Source organism: Streptosporangium sp. CA-135522 (assembly GCF_050949235.1).
Lineage (GTDB): Bacteria > Actinomycetota > Actinomycetes > Streptosporangiales > Streptosporangiaceae > Streptosporangium.
The window spans coordinates 3,616,936-3,631,487 of the sequence record NZ_CP192026.1; the positions used below are offsets into that span (position 1 = coordinate 3,616,936).

At 66.5% G+C, this 14,552-nt stretch carries 17 protein-coding genes; 11 read left to right on the forward strand and 6 right to left on the reverse strand.

Translation table 11 applies throughout. The features are described 5' to 3' along the window. Positions 1–3 precede the first annotated feature (3 nt). Both ACQPYK_RS17030 and ACQPYK_RS17035 read right to left on the reverse strand, forming a co-directional pair. Positions 4–771 (reverse strand): cytochrome d ubiquinol oxidase subunit II, encoded by a 768-nt coding sequence (locus ACQPYK_RS17030; RefSeq protein ID WP_433256300.1) that lies wholly within the window; start codon positions 769–771, stop codon positions 4–6. Between the two features lie 10 nt (positions 772–781). Then, on the reverse strand, positions 782–1,966 hold the full coding sequence (locus ACQPYK_RS17035; RefSeq protein ID WP_433256302.1) for a cytochrome ubiquinol oxidase subunit I: 1,185 nt from the start codon (positions 1,964–1,966) through the stop codon (positions 782–784). A gap of 131 nt (positions 1,967–2,097) precedes the next feature. On the opposite strand from ACQPYK_RS17035, the gene ACQPYK_RS17040 reads away from it, so the two are divergent. Beyond that, positions 2,098–2,445: a PadR family transcriptional regulator gene (locus ACQPYK_RS17040; RefSeq protein ID WP_433256303.1), complete on the forward strand. Its 348-nt coding sequence runs from the start codon at positions 2,098–2,100 to the stop codon at positions 2,443–2,445. On the opposite strand, the gene ACQPYK_RS17045 is transcribed toward ACQPYK_RS17040, so the two are convergent. Beyond that, positions 2,417–3,097, reverse strand: a complete 681-nt coding sequence (locus ACQPYK_RS17045) for a permease prefix domain 1-containing protein (protein WP_433256305.1) — start codon at positions 3,095–3,097, stop codon at positions 2,417–2,419. The two genes, ACQPYK_RS17040 and ACQPYK_RS17045, sit on opposite strands and share 29 nt — an antisense overlap. A gap of 119 nt (positions 3,098–3,216) precedes the next feature. Next, positions 3,217–4,638, reverse strand: a complete 1,422-nt coding sequence (locus tag ACQPYK_RS17050) for a pentapeptide repeat-containing protein (RefSeq protein WP_433256306.1) — start codon at positions 4,636–4,638, stop codon at positions 3,217–3,219. 162 nt (positions 4,639–4,800) lie between these two features. Between ACQPYK_RS17050 and ACQPYK_RS17055 the strand changes: the two genes are divergently transcribed. The 10 genes from ACQPYK_RS17055 to ACQPYK_RS17100 all read left to right on the forward strand — a co-directional run bounded on the left by ACQPYK_RS17055 (position 4,801) and on the right by ACQPYK_RS17100 (position 11,658). Next, complete coding sequence (locus tag ACQPYK_RS17055; protein ID WP_433256307.1) at positions 4,801–7,212, forward strand: ExeM/NucH family extracellular endonuclease; 2,412 nt, start codon at positions 4,801–4,803, stop codon at positions 7,210–7,212. A 74-nt stretch (positions 7,213–7,286) separates the two neighbouring features. Continuing rightward, positions 7,287–7,694 carry a hypothetical protein gene (locus tag ACQPYK_RS17060; protein ID WP_433256309.1) on the forward strand — a complete coding sequence of 136 codons (408 nt, stop codon included), beginning with the start codon at positions 7,287–7,289 and terminating at the stop codon, positions 7,692–7,694. A 181-nt stretch (positions 7,695–7,875) separates the two neighbouring features. Beyond that, the gene (locus ACQPYK_RS17065; protein WP_433256310.1) at positions 7,876–8,115 is read left to right on the forward strand and encodes a hypothetical protein; all 240 of its coding nucleotides are present in this window, start codon (positions 7,876–7,878) and stop codon (positions 8,113–8,115) included. Then, the gene (locus ACQPYK_RS17070) at positions 8,105–8,605 is read left to right on the forward strand and encodes a DUF6879 family protein (protein ID WP_433256311.1); all 501 of its coding nucleotides are present in this window, start codon (positions 8,105–8,107) and stop codon (positions 8,603–8,605) included. The genes ACQPYK_RS17065 and ACQPYK_RS17070 overlap by 11 nt, the downstream gene beginning before the upstream one ends. 10 nt (positions 8,606–8,615) lie before the next feature. Beyond that, the gene (locus tag ACQPYK_RS17075) at positions 8,616–9,464 is read left to right on the forward strand and encodes a helix-turn-helix domain-containing protein (protein WP_433256312.1); all 849 of its coding nucleotides are present in this window, start codon (positions 8,616–8,618) and stop codon (positions 9,462–9,464) included. A gap of 215 nt (positions 9,465–9,679) precedes the next feature. Further along, on the forward strand, positions 9,680–9,916 hold the full coding sequence (locus ACQPYK_RS17080) for a hypothetical protein (protein WP_433256314.1): 237 nt from the start codon (positions 9,680–9,682) through the stop codon (positions 9,914–9,916). After that, positions 9,913–10,110, forward strand: a complete 198-nt coding sequence (locus ACQPYK_RS17085) for a hypothetical protein (protein ID WP_433256315.1) — start codon at positions 9,913–9,915, stop codon at positions 10,108–10,110. Before ACQPYK_RS17080 ends, ACQPYK_RS17085 begins: the two co-directional genes overlap by 4 nt. After that, positions 10,103–10,354 carry a hypothetical protein gene (locus ACQPYK_RS17090; RefSeq protein ID WP_433256316.1) on the forward strand — a complete coding sequence of 84 codons (252 nt, stop codon included), beginning with the start codon at positions 10,103–10,105 and terminating at the stop codon, positions 10,352–10,354. The genes ACQPYK_RS17085 and ACQPYK_RS17090 overlap by 8 nt, the downstream gene beginning before the upstream one ends. Further along, positions 10,351–10,497 carry a hypothetical protein gene (locus ACQPYK_RS17095; RefSeq protein WP_433256317.1) on the forward strand — a complete coding sequence of 49 codons (147 nt, stop codon included), beginning with the start codon at positions 10,351–10,353 and terminating at the stop codon, positions 10,495–10,497. The genes ACQPYK_RS17090 and ACQPYK_RS17095 overlap by 4 nt, the downstream gene beginning before the upstream one ends. 624 nt (positions 10,498–11,121) lie before the next feature. Beyond that, positions 11,122–11,658 (forward strand): hypothetical protein, encoded by a 537-nt coding sequence (locus ACQPYK_RS17100; protein WP_433256318.1) that lies wholly within the window; start codon positions 11,122–11,124, stop codon positions 11,656–11,658. Between the two features lie 151 nt (positions 11,659–11,809). On the opposite strand, the gene ACQPYK_RS17105 is transcribed toward ACQPYK_RS17100, so the two are convergent. Then, positions 11,810–13,555: a DUF3987 domain-containing protein gene (locus tag ACQPYK_RS17105; RefSeq protein WP_433256319.1), complete on the reverse strand. Its 1,746-nt coding sequence runs from the start codon at positions 13,553–13,555 to the stop codon at positions 11,810–11,812. 647 nt (positions 13,556–14,202) lie between these two features. Then, positions 14,203–14,481, reverse strand: coding sequence for a hypothetical protein (locus tag ACQPYK_RS17110; RefSeq protein WP_433245358.1), 279 nt, complete (start codon positions 14,479–14,481; stop codon positions 14,203–14,205). Positions 14,482–14,552: the final 71 nt, after the last annotated feature.

A 14,552-nucleotide genomic window follows, 5' to 3' on the forward strand; every position in this document is an offset into this window, starting at 1 on the left:
ACCTTAGAAGAACGACGGGATCCGGTCGGTCGCACGCCGGGGACCGAACGTGCGCCACACCCATACTTGCGCCGCGACCATGAGCGGCGCGAGCGGCGCAATCATGACACTCAACACATTCAGCGTCCCAGCGGGGGCGATGTGTTCCAGCAGCCACGGAACGAGCACGGCGAGCAGCACCGCGGGGGGCGCGGCGGCGACGCACGCCGAGACCAGCAGCGCTCCGCCGGTCCGGCTCGCGCCGGTCACCTGCCCGGGCAGCCGCCAGGACAGGAAGGTCCAGCCGTGGAAGGCGAACGCCGCGGCGACCACCACGCCGCCGGCCAGACCGAGCAGGCCGATCGGCGGGCCGGACAGGCCGCCGGCCATCGCGACCAGGGCCATGCCCCAGCTCACCGCCAGGCCGTACGAACCGAGGCAGATCACCCAGTCCCAGGCCGCCCGCCAGGCGTGGCCGTCGAGACGGCGACGGAACCACAGGCCCGCGTCACGCAGGATCCACGACACGAGCAGGGTGACCACCAGCGGGTAGAGGGCGAACAGCGCCTCTTCCTCGACCGAGGGGAAGGCGCCGAACAGCACGCCCGCCACGGCCACCAGCCACACCTCGTTGGCCAGGACGAACGGCGCCATGGCGGCGACGATGCGGTCACGGTCGGGCTGGGTCCTGCCCAGCACGGGCAGCAGCATGCCCAGACCGATGTCGAAGCCCTCCAGGGCGAAATAGCCGATCAGCAGGAGGGCGAACACGCCCGTCCAGAGGATGTCCACGGTCTTCTCCCTAGAAGCTGAGCGCGTGCGCGGGCTCGGTGGATTCGGCGGGGGCGTCCGCGCCGAGGGTGACGGCGGCGGGCCCGCGCCGGACGGTGCGGGCGATCAGGAGATAGTCGACGACCGCGAGAAGGCCGAGCACGCCGGCGAATCCGATGAGCGAGAGGGTGACCATCCCGGAGGTGAGGCCGGGGGACATGGCGTCGGCGACCGTGAGCCTGCCGTTGACCATCCACGGCTGGCGGCCGATCTCGCGGACCAGCCAGCCGCAGATCGCGGCGAGGAACGGCAACGGAGTGATCAGCATGAGGACCGGGTGCGTCCAGCGCCAGCGCGGCAGCCAGTACACGACGGGCAGCAGGACGAACATGATGAGGAGCTGCAGCAGCTGTCCGACCGCGATCATGGCGTCCAGGCTGATCCCGACCACCGGCGTGCCGTTGAACTTGTCCGGCTGGAACTCCGAAACCGGGGTGAACTGGGCGTAGCCGAAGCCGACGGTGATCAGCGAGCCCACGAACGCGGCGATCACCCCCAGGCGGAGCGAGCCGGTGAAGAACTCCCGGTCGGCGGTCCGCCTGAACAGCTGGTACGCGCTGGCCCCCATCACCACGAAACCGCCGGTCCACAGGCCCGCGCCGAGCACGTGGGGCAGTGCCATCGTCAGCGTGGGGTTGGTGACCAGCGCGCCGAGGTCGGTCAGCACCAGCCGGCCGCCTCGCTCCACGGCTCCGGCCGGGTTCTGCAGGAACGAGTTGGCAACCATGATCCAGAACGCGGAGGCGTAGGCGGTCAGCGTCACCAGCCAGATGCACGCCAGGTGGAGCCACCTGGGCAGCCGGTGCCAGCCGAAGATCCACAACCCGAGGAAGGTGGACTCCAGGAAGAAGGCCCCGAGCGTCTCGATCGCGAGCGGCGCGCCGAAGACGTCTCCGGCGTAGCGGGACAGGCCGCTCCAGCTCAGGCCGAACTGGAACTCCATCACCAACCCGGTGGCGATGCCGAGCGCGTAGTTGATCACGTAGATCTGACCCCAGAAACGGGTCATCCGCTCGTGGACCGGTTTGCCGGTCAGGGCATGGCGAGTGTGCATGATCGCGACAAGGGGGGCCAGGCCCAGGGTCAGTACGACGAACAGGAAGTGAAGACTCCCCGTCACCGCGAACTGTGTCCGAGCCAGGTCGAGCACGTTCATGGTGTCACCTCGGTTGTCATGGCTGCCTAGATGTAGACAGTCTATATGTAGAAATTCTACTCTATGGCTTGGGAGGTCATCGTGAGAGAGCCGGGAGAGCGGGCGGGCGTGGGGCCCGCGCGGGAGGTCCCGTGAACGCCGACGCGCTCCGGGGGCACATCGAGGCCCTGTTGATGTCCGTGCTGGAGCACGACCACCTGCACGGCTACGCGATCAGCGAGGCGCTGCGGGAGCGCAGCGGGGGCGCGCTGAACGTGCCGACCGGCACCCTCTACCCGGCGCTGCGCCGGCTGGAGCGGGTGGGACGCCTGACCAGCGAATGGACCACGGCAGGCGGTCGCAGGCGGCGCACCTACCGGCTGACCCCGGCGGGGCGTATCGCCCTGGCCCGGGAGCGCGCCGCCTGGCAGGAGTTCGCCGGCGCGGTCGGCGGTGTGCTGGAGTCACACGCTAGACGGCGACGGGACGGTGCCGGCTGACGCTCAGGCACTGGGCCGCGCCGTACAACTGCAGGAGCCAGAACCCGTCACTCACCAACGCGACCCCGACGCCCAGCGGGTAGCCGGAGAATCCGGCCGGGCCGTGCGAGCCGTACATCAGCGCCACGCACAGGGCCAGCGTGACCGGCATGGCGGCCCAGACGAACAGCGCCAGCAACCGGGTGACCAGCCGGGGACGCCGGATCCGGTGCAGCCCCCGCCCCAGCGCGAACATCGCGAACGCGCCGAGCACCCCGATGCCGACCTGCAGGACGTCCAGCACGTACGAGACCGGCGCGAGCCAGTCCGGCCCGGCGGTGTAAGCCGACCCGGCGGGGAAGAGCCGCCAGATCACACTCCACATGAGCGTGGTGAGCGGCGCGCTGATGAAGAGCAGGGCGGCCAGCCTGCGGCCGGCCAGCGCCGACAACTCCTCCTGGTAGCGCGGCGCGATCGCGCCGAGCGGGCCGAAGTCCTCGACCGCGGCCCGCTCGGCCTCGGCGCGCTCCAGCCCGTCGTCCTCCAGCGCCTCGGCGGTGTCGAGCAGGCTGTCGCGCGCCTCGGCGACCATGTCGAGCCGCGGCCCCCGCGGGCCTTTGAGGGTACGGCCGAGCCCGGTCACATAGTCGTCGATGACCCCCACGCCCGCCATATCTCTCTCCAGTCAGATGATCCCTTTTGAAGGGTATTCAACCCACATCGTGGTCCTCAACGCGGGATCGGTATATCGGGGACCTCCCTGATAAGCCCCCGGAACGGTCCGGCCGCCGCTCAGGGCGACAGGTGGATCGAAGGGGAGGGGACCCGGGGACCGGCCGGGCGGCGGGCGGCGTGGGAGGCGGAACTCACCAGCAGGCTGCCCGCGGTGATGGCCGCCACCAGGGCGAACCACCCCAGGGCACGGCCCATCCGCAGGCCGTACCCGCACAGGACCCAGTAGAGCGACAGCAGCCAGCGGCCGGAGGACCGGCTGGTGACGCGGCGCATCTCCATCGCCCCGAAGGCGAAGTCGGCGGCCGTCGCCTTGTCGTCCACGCCGGTGCCCAGCCGGGAGTAGAGGACGGCGAGGCGGTGCGGGGTCGGCGGGTCGGTCTCGGATCCGGACCAACCGCGCCAGGCGTGCTCGTCGGCGAGGGTGCGCCGCCGGGTCCACCAGCGCAGCGGCGGCCAGCGCAGCGCGAACCGCACGCCGCGAGGGGTGGTGGCGAACGCGCAACCGCTCAGCCGGAGCCGCTCGGGATGGCGGATCCCGGTGAAGCCGCAGATGCTGAGGTCCACACGGCTCAGCTCCAGCGCCTCGGAGTCCACCCCGCGCAGCGAGGTCACCCGCGCACCGCCCCGGCCGGTGACCGTGGCGGGACCGCGCAGCGTCGCGCCCTCCAGGTCGGCGTCCGCCCCGTCGAGGCGCACGGTCAGCCGCCCGGCCACCCGCAGCCGCCGCAGGTCCACCGCGCAGTCACGGACCGTCACGTCCAGACCGTTGCCCGCCCACGCCCCGGCCAGGCTCAGACGGCGGCCGGCCGTGACCGGCGACAGCGAGCAGCCCGCCCAGAACCGTGCCGCCTCGAATCCGGCGCGCCCGCCGAACTCCGCCCTGCGCACGGACACCGCCCGGCCGAACCGGCACCCCCGGAAGGTCACGTCGCCGGCGAACCGGGTGCCGTCGAAGGTGGCGAAGCTGTGGAACTCCGCGCTTTCGAAGGACGTGGTCCGCCCGAACCGGGCCGCGCCGAACAACGCGTCCCGGCCGGCGGACACCCGGTCGAAGGCGGCGTGCCCGGCGACGGTCACTCCGTGCAGGGACAGCTCCCTGGCGAACCTGACCTCCCGAAATGAGACGTTGCCCGCGAAGCGCGCGTCGAGGAACGAGGCGAGGCGCTGGAAGCGGGCGTGGTCGAAGGAGACGTCCCCGCCGAACACGACGTCGCCGAACCTGGCCTCGTCGGGAAAGAGCGCCCGGTCGAACCTGGCCCGGCCCAGGCGGCCGTGCGTGGCGGCCAGGATCCGCTCCAGCAGGGGCCCGCCGACGGTGGTGCCCCGCAGGTCGACCGCGGAGCCGGGAGACAGGCCGCGGACCACCTCGTCGAGCTCGCCACCGTCGAGATGGGCCAGACAGCGTCCGTACGGTTGCCGCGCCGATCCGGCGCACTGCGGGGCGGCGCAGGTCACCCAACCCACGTCCAGAGTCGTCATGACCGAGTGATACCCAAAGACGGCGGCGAAGCGAGATCTAGGTCAAGGCAAGCCATATCTCATGCCGTCCGATCGACATGAAGTGTCAAGATTTACCGATTTCACTCTCTATCCACTTATAGGTAAGTGTCCGCAGATCCATGGAGCTCTACGCTCCCGGTCATGCGCGCTTTATCCAGGGCGATCGCCGCCCTCGCCGCCGTCGGCGTCGCCGCCGCCGGCATCACGGCCCTCGCCTCAGCCCCCGCCCTGGCCGAGCCTGGCACCGTCGTCATCAGCCAGCTCTACGGCGGTGGCGGCAACAGCGGCGCCCCGCTCGCCAGCGACTTCGTCGAGCTGTTCAACCGGGGACCCGCGCCCGTCGCGCTGGACGGGTGGTCCGTCCAGTACGGCAGCGCCACCGGCACCGGTGCCTTCGGCGCCAACCCGGTCGTGGCCCTGTCCGGCACGCTTGCGCCCGGCCAGTATCACCTGGTCCAGCTCGCCGGCGGCGCCAACGGGTCGCCGCTGCCCGCGCCGGACACCACCGGCGCCATCAACATGAGCGGCACCGCCGGCAAGGTCGTCCTGGCGCGCTCGGCGGAGGGGCTGGCCTGCAACGGCGGTTCCATCCCCTGCACGGCCGAGCAGACGGCACTGATCGCCGATCTCGTCGGGTACGGCACGGCGAACTACTTCGAGGGCACCGCCGCCCCGGCTCTGTCCACCGCCACGGCGGGCGTGCGCAAGGACCACGGCTGCGCCGACACCGACGCCAACGGCGCCGACCTGGAGGCCGCGGCCCCCGCGCCGCGCAACCGGGCCACCACCCCGGCGCCCTGCGGCGGCGTCGAGCCCACCCCCACCCCCACCCCAACCCCGACGGTGGAGCCCACGCCCACCCCCACCGTGGAGCCGACCCCGACCCCGACCCCGACCCCCACGCCGACCCCGCCGGGAGAGCCGTGCGAGACCCCGGCCACCCACCAGATCGCTCAGGTGCAGGGCGGCGGTGACGTCAGCCCGCTGGCCGGCCGGACCGTCCGGGTCGAGGGCGTCGTGACCGGGGACTTCCAGGAGACGGACCAGCTCAGCGGGTTCTTCCTCCAGGATCCGACCCCGGACGACGACCCGGCCACCTCCGAGGGGCTGTTCGCCTTCGCCCGCAGCTCGTTCAAGGACGTCAAGGCCGGTGACCGGGTGCTGGTCACCGGCAAGGTCGTGGAGTTCAACGGCTGGACCGAGCTGTCGCCGGTCACCGTGGTGGACGTCTGCGGCACGGGCGCCGTCACCCCGGCGCGGCAGAGCCTGCCCCGCGCCGAAGGCGTGACGTTCGAGCCGGTCGAGAGCATGCTCGTCACCTTCCCCGAGCCGCTCACCGTCAGCGACCACTACAACCTGGGCCGTTTCGGTGAGATCACCGTCTCCTCCGAGGGCCGCCTGTTCCAGCCCACCGACCGGCCGGGCGCGGACACCGCCGTGAACGCGCGCCGCAGCCTGCTCGTCGACGACGGCTCCACCAGGGAGAACCCCACGGTCATCCCCTACACCGACCCGCGCGCGGTCCGGCTGGGCGACACCGCGTTCGGCGTAACCGGCGTCCTGGGGTACGGCTTCGGCAAGTATCGGCTCCAGCCGACCAAATCGATCGACTTCCTGCGGACCAACCCGCGCCTGCCCGTCCCGTTCCCGGTCGTCGGCAACGTCAAGGTGGCCAGCTTCAACACCCTCAACTGGTTCACCACCCTGGGCTCGCGCGGCGCGAACAACGCCGAGGAGCAGCGACGCCAGCTCGCCAAGCTGGTCGCGGCGCTGAAGGGCATGGACGCCGACGTGGTCGGCCTGATGGAGGTCCAGAACAACGGCCAGACCGCGCTCCAGGCCCTGGTCGACGCGCTCAACGCCGAGGTGGGGGCGGGCACCTACGCGGCGCTCGGCCACCCCTATCCCGGTACGGACCTGATCCACGTGGCGATGATCTACAAGCCCGGCAGGCTCCAGCTCGTCGGCGCGGCCCAGTCCTCCACCGATCCGGTCTTCCGGCGGCCCCCGCTGATCCAGACCTTCCGCCGGGTCCAGGGCGGCCAGCCGTTCACGATGATCGTCAACCACTTCAAGTCGAAGGGCTGCGACGCCGACGCCACGGGTCCCGACGCCGATCAGGGCGACGGCCAGAGCTGCTACAACGGCGAACGCGTCCGCCAGGCGAAGGCGACGCTGGACCTGATCGACACCCTGAAGCCGCCCAACCCGCTGGTGCTGGGCGACCTCAACGCCTATGGCGAGGAGGACCCGATCGACACCCTGGAGGCCGGCGGCCTGACCAGCGTGACCAAGAGGTTCGTCCCCGCGCCGCTGCGCTACAGCTACCTCTTCGACGGCCAGAGCGGAGAGCTGGACCACGCCCTGGCCGGCAAGGAGCTGCTCAAGCGGGTGACCAGCGCGACGATCTGGCACATCAACGCCGACGAGGCTAGATTCCTGAGTGCGATAGGTCAAGGTCACCGGGATGACCTGCACGAACCCAACGCCTTCAGAGCCTCTGACCATGACCCCGTGGTCATCGGCCTCACTCTCCCCGGAGGTAAGCGCTAAGCGTGGACATTGAATCGTTCACAAGGGATCTCGCTCCGCTGACTCCAGCGGAGCGGGTTCGTTCCCTCAGTCACATGTACCGCGCGATGCGTGCCGTGGCCGATCAGTTGGGGGAGGAACTAAAGGAAGCCGCCAAGGCGTGTGTGGATGAAGACATAGATCACGCTGCGCGTGTCCTGGATCTTCCCCTTGATGTGCTTGCACGGCTGTCCTTGGACCCTGACACACCAGATGTGGCGCTCCTCCGGAGGGGCTTAAGGGCTGTCAGCAAGCGGCCTGATCTCTCGTTCGACGGCGTGTGCGATGCCGCAGATGCCTTGGCCATTCAGGAAGCATCTGACGACGCAATCCGAGAGATTGCCCGGCTTCTTGTCTTGGTATCCGACAGTGCACCGGTAGACGGTGCTGTGTGGGACGCTGCCCCACAAGCGGAGCGGAGCACGTTCAGTCAGGCTGTCGAGTACGCCAAGACGCTCCTGTAAGCCCCGCGAGCAAGAAGGACCTCGGTCTTGGCATGGCCGCTGCTCCGTGCTAGCCCATTAACGAGCTCCCTTTCTGGAGCATGAAATTGCGGGGTTCGCCGAACTGCTTGACGCCCTTCTCTGCCTGGGTCAGGCTCGCATCCAAGCAAGTCGGAGCACACTCGCAGCACTGGAGGAGACCATGACGCTACGGTTCATCGGCATCGACCCAGGCACCGACGGCAACAACTGTCCCTCGGTCTGGGTAGACGAGAAAGATGGCAGCATCGTGATCCAGGGATGGGAAGTAATGGATCACGCGGACCTGGCACAGGTCGCGGCCCGTAGCCCCATCCCTGACAATGAGAAGATCGTTCGCGTCCCGCGACGTATGGCAAAGCTCCTGATGGAGGCGTGTGGTGGAGCCGCTGATGACGTTTGATGAAATGCTGGCCACCGCACGGCATTCAGCGGTCCACCTGGAGATGCGCGACACCTACGTCCCGGACGACCCCTCGTTCATCTCCTGGCAGGGCGGGCCGCCCTACGACCGCACGGAGCGTGAACGCGACTGGCACCGCCTCATCGGCGACGCCCGCAGCCGGGGTGTTCACGTGAGGCGAGCCCGCGTCGTCTCGGAGCCGGTGACCGACTACATCCGCTTCGAGCACTCAGTCACCGACTCCATGAACATCACCGCCGGGGAATCGGTGCGTTGGCTCCCCCGCCGACAGGCATCTGACCTGGCATTGCCCGGTAACGACTTCTGGGTCTTCGATGACCATCTGGTCCGCTTCGGATTCTTCGACGGCGAGGGGCATTACCTTGGCGAGGAGCTGACCGAAGACCCGGCCCTGGTCAAGCTGTGCCTCACAGCGTTCGAGGCCATATGGGAACGGGCCGTGGACCACTCGGAATACAAGCTCGTCTGATCCTTCGCACATGCGCACCTCGCCGTCTTCCAGCGCCCAACGGGCACGCCAGGGCATTGCCCAGCGCCTTCGTGAGATCCGTCTCGACGCGGGTCTGACCGCCCGCGCGATCGCGAAGGCGGCAGGGTGGCATGAGTCGAAGGCATCGAAGATCGAACACGCCCGCACCGTGCCGTCTGAGGCTGACATCAGAGCATGGTGCGATGCGTGCGGGGCTGAGGATCAGGCAACAGAGCTGATCGCCGCTTCTCGGGCGGCTGACCTGATGTATGTGGAGTGGAAGCGGCTGCAGCGAACGGGCCTGCGTCAGCTCCAAGAGTCCAAGATGCAGATGTACGCCCCGGTCCGGCATTTCCGTGTCTACTGCTCCAACGTAATACCCGGCCTCTTCCAGACACCCGCGTACGCCGGGGCTCTGCTGTCGTCCATCGCCGAATTCCGGGAGACACCGAATGACGTGACGGAGGCCGTGGCGGCGCGGGTAGCCCGTTCGCGATTCCTGTACGAGGGTGATCACCGCTTCGGGGTGCTGGTGGAGGAGTGGGTGCTCCGGTGCCGCATCGGCGACCCGGGGGTAATGGCGGGGCAGCTTGGACACCTGCTCGCCGTCATGTCGCTGCCCTCGGTGTCGCTCGGTGTGATCCCGCTGGCCGCTGGCCGCCAGATCTGGCCGGTAGAGGCGTTCAACATCTTCGACGATTCCCTTGTGCAGGTGGAACTACTGACGGCAGAGGTGAACGTGAGCCAGCCGTCAGAGGTGGCCCAGTACATCAGAGGCTTCAACCGCATGGCTGACATGGCCGTGTACGGCGGGCAGGCCCGCCAACTGATCGCGGCTGCTATCACCGCACTCCAGTGATAACGAGCAAGTTCGAGCACACTCGTTGAGGGGGCAGGTCCGCCGTTTCTACGGTCGTAGGCATGGCGACCGGACAGACAGCAGCAGAGCCCCGCACCGGGGAACACGAGCGCGACGAAACAGCGAACCCTACTGGGCAAGAGCCCCCCGAAGCGTTGCGTCACCTCGCGGAGCTGGTGAACGCACAAGGGGTACGTACGTCCTTCGCTCACCACGTGGAACTTCGCCTGTACGGCGATCGCCCCAACCCATTCCCACGAAGTGACCGCATCGAGCTGGTGGCCCACAGCCACAACGGCTGGGAGATAGCGACGGTGACCCTGGGGGAACGTTCCGGCTACTTCCTGGTCTCCCTTCCCACGGTCGGGGTCGGCTGCCAGCAGGTGAGCCCAGACGCGCCGGGCGCGGTGGTGGATCTGATCCTCGCCGCGATGCCGAAGGACGCCACGTGACGCGGGAGATCCCGGAGTTCGACGTGACCGAACACCCGGACGGCACCTTTGAAGCCCGCCGCACGGGCACCCCCGCGAGCGCTCCCGCCGACGCGACCGCCGCGACCTTCCATGAGCTTGAGATGGAGTGCCTAGCCGTACGGGTGGCGTGGCTGATCGCGCCGGACTGGAGGGATAGCCGTGTCGGTGAGTGACTGGGACATCATCGGCAAGCTGGCCACCCGGAGAGTCAACGGCCAGGAAGTCATGCTCACGGCCCAAACACCCCAGGAGCTACCGGGCGTCATAACTGCATGGGAACGGGCAGAACGTCAACGGATGCTCCGGGATCTGGGCGAGCTAGGCAGGCTCGTGGACGGCGCGATGATGCGCTTACAGGTGAGCTACACCGCCGACAGCCGGGGCGAGCCGCCGCTGACCACGGGAGACCTTCAGTGATCCCCGACCCGAGAGGAATCGCCGGCCACTACGTCACTGGCCCGATCTTCCTCATCATTGCGGGCTACCTCGCGTGGTCCTTCGTGGAGGACTGGCGCAACGGCTGGCGGCCATGGCGCTGGGACTCCTGGCGCAACTCCTGAGACTCCCCGACAGGGGCGCGGACGCATCACCACCTTCCCCGGTGACACGGCGTCCGCTCTCCGACCCCTGTTGGGGCGTAAGCCCCTCCGGTAGGCAAGGCGCGCTCTACCGGAGGTCCCGATCCCGTCGCCTGGAGGGAGCGATGTAAGAACTGGAGGGAGCGATGTAAGAAACTGTGTCTCTTGCAAGCGGGGTCGGGTGCGGTCCCTGCCATTGGCAGGGACCGCCCACTTTCTCCCTACGTCCACCCCCTTGCCGAGAGTCCGCACGAAGCGGGACGGCCGGAGCCGTAGTACGTCTGGGAAATCACGTACACCGGTCGGCAAGTGACGTACTCCTGAAACCCCACATGCCCCCGGCCTGCGGGCCGGGGGCGGTGTGTGGTTGGTGAGGTTAGGCGGCTACGTCCGCAGTGGGCGGGGCCTCACAAGCGAGTACAGAGTGCATTCCACCAGGTTCTAGATGTCCACTGGACAACTCCAGGGAAGTGGTCTACCTCAGATAGCTGGGCTTTTATGCCCCTAGCCCCCGAACGGGGACATTCCCGAGTAGTGTTTCGTTGTTCATGGTGTCGCCATGTAGCGCTGAACCAAGATCACGGTAACTACTCGCCAGGAGTGCAGGTGGCAGAAAGCTCCGATAAGCGCCGCCCTCGTCTCACCGTGGCGGCCGAAATCGCTGCCGTACTAGGACTACTGATCGCCTCGATAGCAGCCGTCATTGCCTTTCTTGATTACCGTATAAACAAAGAGGAAACTACAGGTAAGACATCACCGCCCACCGCCACCTATTCGCCTTCGATGTTGCCAGTCAGCAGGCCCACCCATACGCCATCCCCCAAAAGTCCACCTCCTACATCCAAAGCAAGCAAGGAAGAAAAGGGAAATTTTTATGCCAAAATAGATGAGTGGCGATATTCTCAACCAGAATGGGTGGCCCCAGCCTCAACGTTCGTCATCCTACCTTTACTTGCGGCAGTTTTAGCGCCAATAAAAAATCGCCATTTATTTATTGTAGCATACGCGATAGTTATAGCAGCTTATTTGTGGGCAATCTGGCCCCATGTATGGGTTCCGCAGGTTGCAATTCCCGCTTTTACTACTATTTTTGCCATAGCGATTTATCTGGACAAGGATACCTGGACAAAGGTGCCTGATTAAGGAGACGTGGCGATTAACAATTCTGAGCCATCAAGCACGGCAGGGACTGCTGTATGTCTCGGAAATCACGTACACCGCTCGGGAGATGACGTACCTCTGAAACATGAAGAACCCCCGGCGCAGCGGCCAGGGGTTCTGTCGTTGGGAAGGGTTAGGCGGCGACGCCTTCACTTGTCGGGGCCTGGAAGAGGACCAGGGGCACCGCAGAGACCGCAGCCGCCGGAGGGGTGGTCTTGGCCACGGTGGCGGTGGTCGGGGTTGCCTGACTCAGCAGGGCGCGCAGGGCGTCAACGCCCACCGGCATGGCCGGGGCAGGCTCTACGGTCGCAGGGATCTCAACGGGCTTCGGCGTGGTGGCCGTGCCGTCGAGCATGGCGCGCAACGCTTCGACCCCACGGGGCAGGTCCGGGTTCACCGTGACCGGTGTGGCCTTGGCAGAGGCCGGGGAGGCGGTGACGGTCTCGGCGTCGAACGCCTCCCACTCATCTTCGGACAGGATCAGCGGGCACACCGTGACTGGTGAAAAAACCTGGTCTTCGAGGGTCTTCGGGTTCGTTTCTTCGTTCGCTGCGACCGTGAGGGGAGCCAGCAGGGTGGGGGTTTCTTCGGCGACGTTCGTTTCTTCGCATCCGTCGTCGGTGTCCTCAACGATGTCGCCTTCTGCGATGTCCTCATCCTCGAAGGTCTCGGCGGGCTCACCGGTGTAGATGTAGCGGACGCTGGGACGCCCGCCCCTGCCCTTGACACTCTCGCCCTTCACGACCGTGATCGTGTCCAGCTCGGCCACGATGCCATGAAGGTCACTGGCCTTGATGTTGAACGCCCGGTAGATTTCGGTGGCCGTCCGGCCGGTGTTTTCGGCCTCTCGGATGAACGCCTCAACCTTGATGGTCATGGACGCCTCTTCGGAGGTGTCCGCCTGCGGCAGGATGTAGGCGATCGTCTCGATGCTGTAGGAGACCAGGGCAAGGGCAGCATCAAAGTCAGCTTCGCTCACTTCATCTCGGCGCTCTGACAGGGCATACAGCGCAGCCAAGCGGATCATGTACGCCATGGCGCGTTCGGCGTACTGGCTCATCTCCTCAGAGGAGATCATGGCTTCAATGATCGGACGGTGCTTGGCCTCGAAGGTCTCGGCGACGTGTCGGGGCACGATGACGCTGTCCACCTGTCGGGCGTAGTCGGCAGCGTTGCGCAGTTCTCGGGCCGCCGCCCGGATCACCTCAGAGGCGTTGGACGCCTCGAACACCGGCAGCGTCTTGGACTGCTGAACCCACACCGGCAGGAACCGGTTGTAGGTGCCGCCGGTGGCGTCCTTCGTGCCGCTGATCGCCGCCCAGTTCCTCGGCTGGCAATGCATGATCACGCCGACGTGCGGGCGACGGACCCGAAGGTCATCCTGCTTCGTCTTGTGCGCGATCGTCTGGGCATCCCAGGACTTGCGGAGGTAGACCCCGACCTTGGTGTCTCGCCGGGCGTTGGCGATGAAGCTGTCCCCCTCTTCCTCGATGAACTGGACAGGGGTGGCCGTGCCGCCTTCGGCGCGGTCGGAAAGCTCGGTGATGTAGCCCAAACCGGTAGCGGGCAGGCCGTAGATCACGGCGTCATCGTGGAAGGTGTTGAATGCCTGAGAGAGCACCCTCATGGCCAGAGAGGTAGCCGTGCCCTTCCGGCCACGGCCAGACGGACCAACCAGGACAGTCCAGAGGGCAAGGGGACTGTCCCCCTTGCCAGTCTCCACGGTCGGCCCGTGGCCGGCGTAGGCGGAGAACCCCGACATCAGGGAGACGAGTACACCGACCTTGGACCCCTCGGTGTAGGTGTCCAGGGCGTTGGTGATGCGTCCGAACAGTCCGGAGAACGCAGCGTTGGAGATGACAGGCGCATTGCTGGACATGGGCTTGGTAGCCTTCCTCTGCTGGCCCCAACGTGTCCGGTCGCCAAACTGAAGCGCGTTGGGGCTGGTCTATGTCTGAGGCTGGTCTCTCAGTCCCGAGTCAGTTCGTTACTCGGTTGAATCGGAGCCAGCGAGGAGGAAGCTAAACCATTTGAGTTTCTTCTGTCAACTAACAAACGCCACTTAGTTCGTTAGTTGGTAGCCGCACGGAAGGCCGCTCGGAAAGTTATGCACCGCACCTCATCAGGCATTGTTAGTTAGAGCCCCTGGGGTAGTCACTATGTTAAGCAGCGAAGACCCCCGCCAGGGGAGTGCTCCCTCCGCCGGCCCCGTACGGTGAAACTTTTTAATGCGGCCCGCAAAGAAATAATCAAACACCTAGGCGTCACACATGGGGCAGGGCTGGAAGCCCTGCGGAACACGGCAATCTATGGGCTTACAGTGCTCGGACATGATTCGTGAGACATCCGCATGAAATTGCCCGCTGGCGTAATAGAGATCACAGGTGACGTCGTGACCAGCCTCGTTCCTGCACGCGCATTCGACATGTGCAATCACCGTCGTACGGCGTAAAACCCTCCCTTGTTTCTTCTTCCCGCTCGCGAACCGGCCATTCTGGCGATCCTGATAGGTGTGATTGTTGCCTCTCAACTGTCCTCATCCGGCGCTGGAAGCTCCAGGGACTTGATGAGCTTGGACAGGGTTTCGCTGGCCTGCCGGTGCGAGGTGAGGGCGCGGTTCACGATCGCCGTACCGTTACCCGCAAGAGTGATGACATCTCCTGATGCAATCTCCGCCTCCAGACGGCTGCAAATGTCGGCGGTGTGACAGGCGCGGCGTAGAAGCGTGAGCTTGTCTTCCGGTAGGTCGAATTCGTCAGTAACAAACTTCCAGAGCTGTTGCCCTTCCGGGCCGAATTCCGTCATTCGTCTTCCCTTTTCGTGAAAACAAAGAAAGAGCCCCCAAATCCTTGAGGGGATTGGGGGCTCAATGCGGC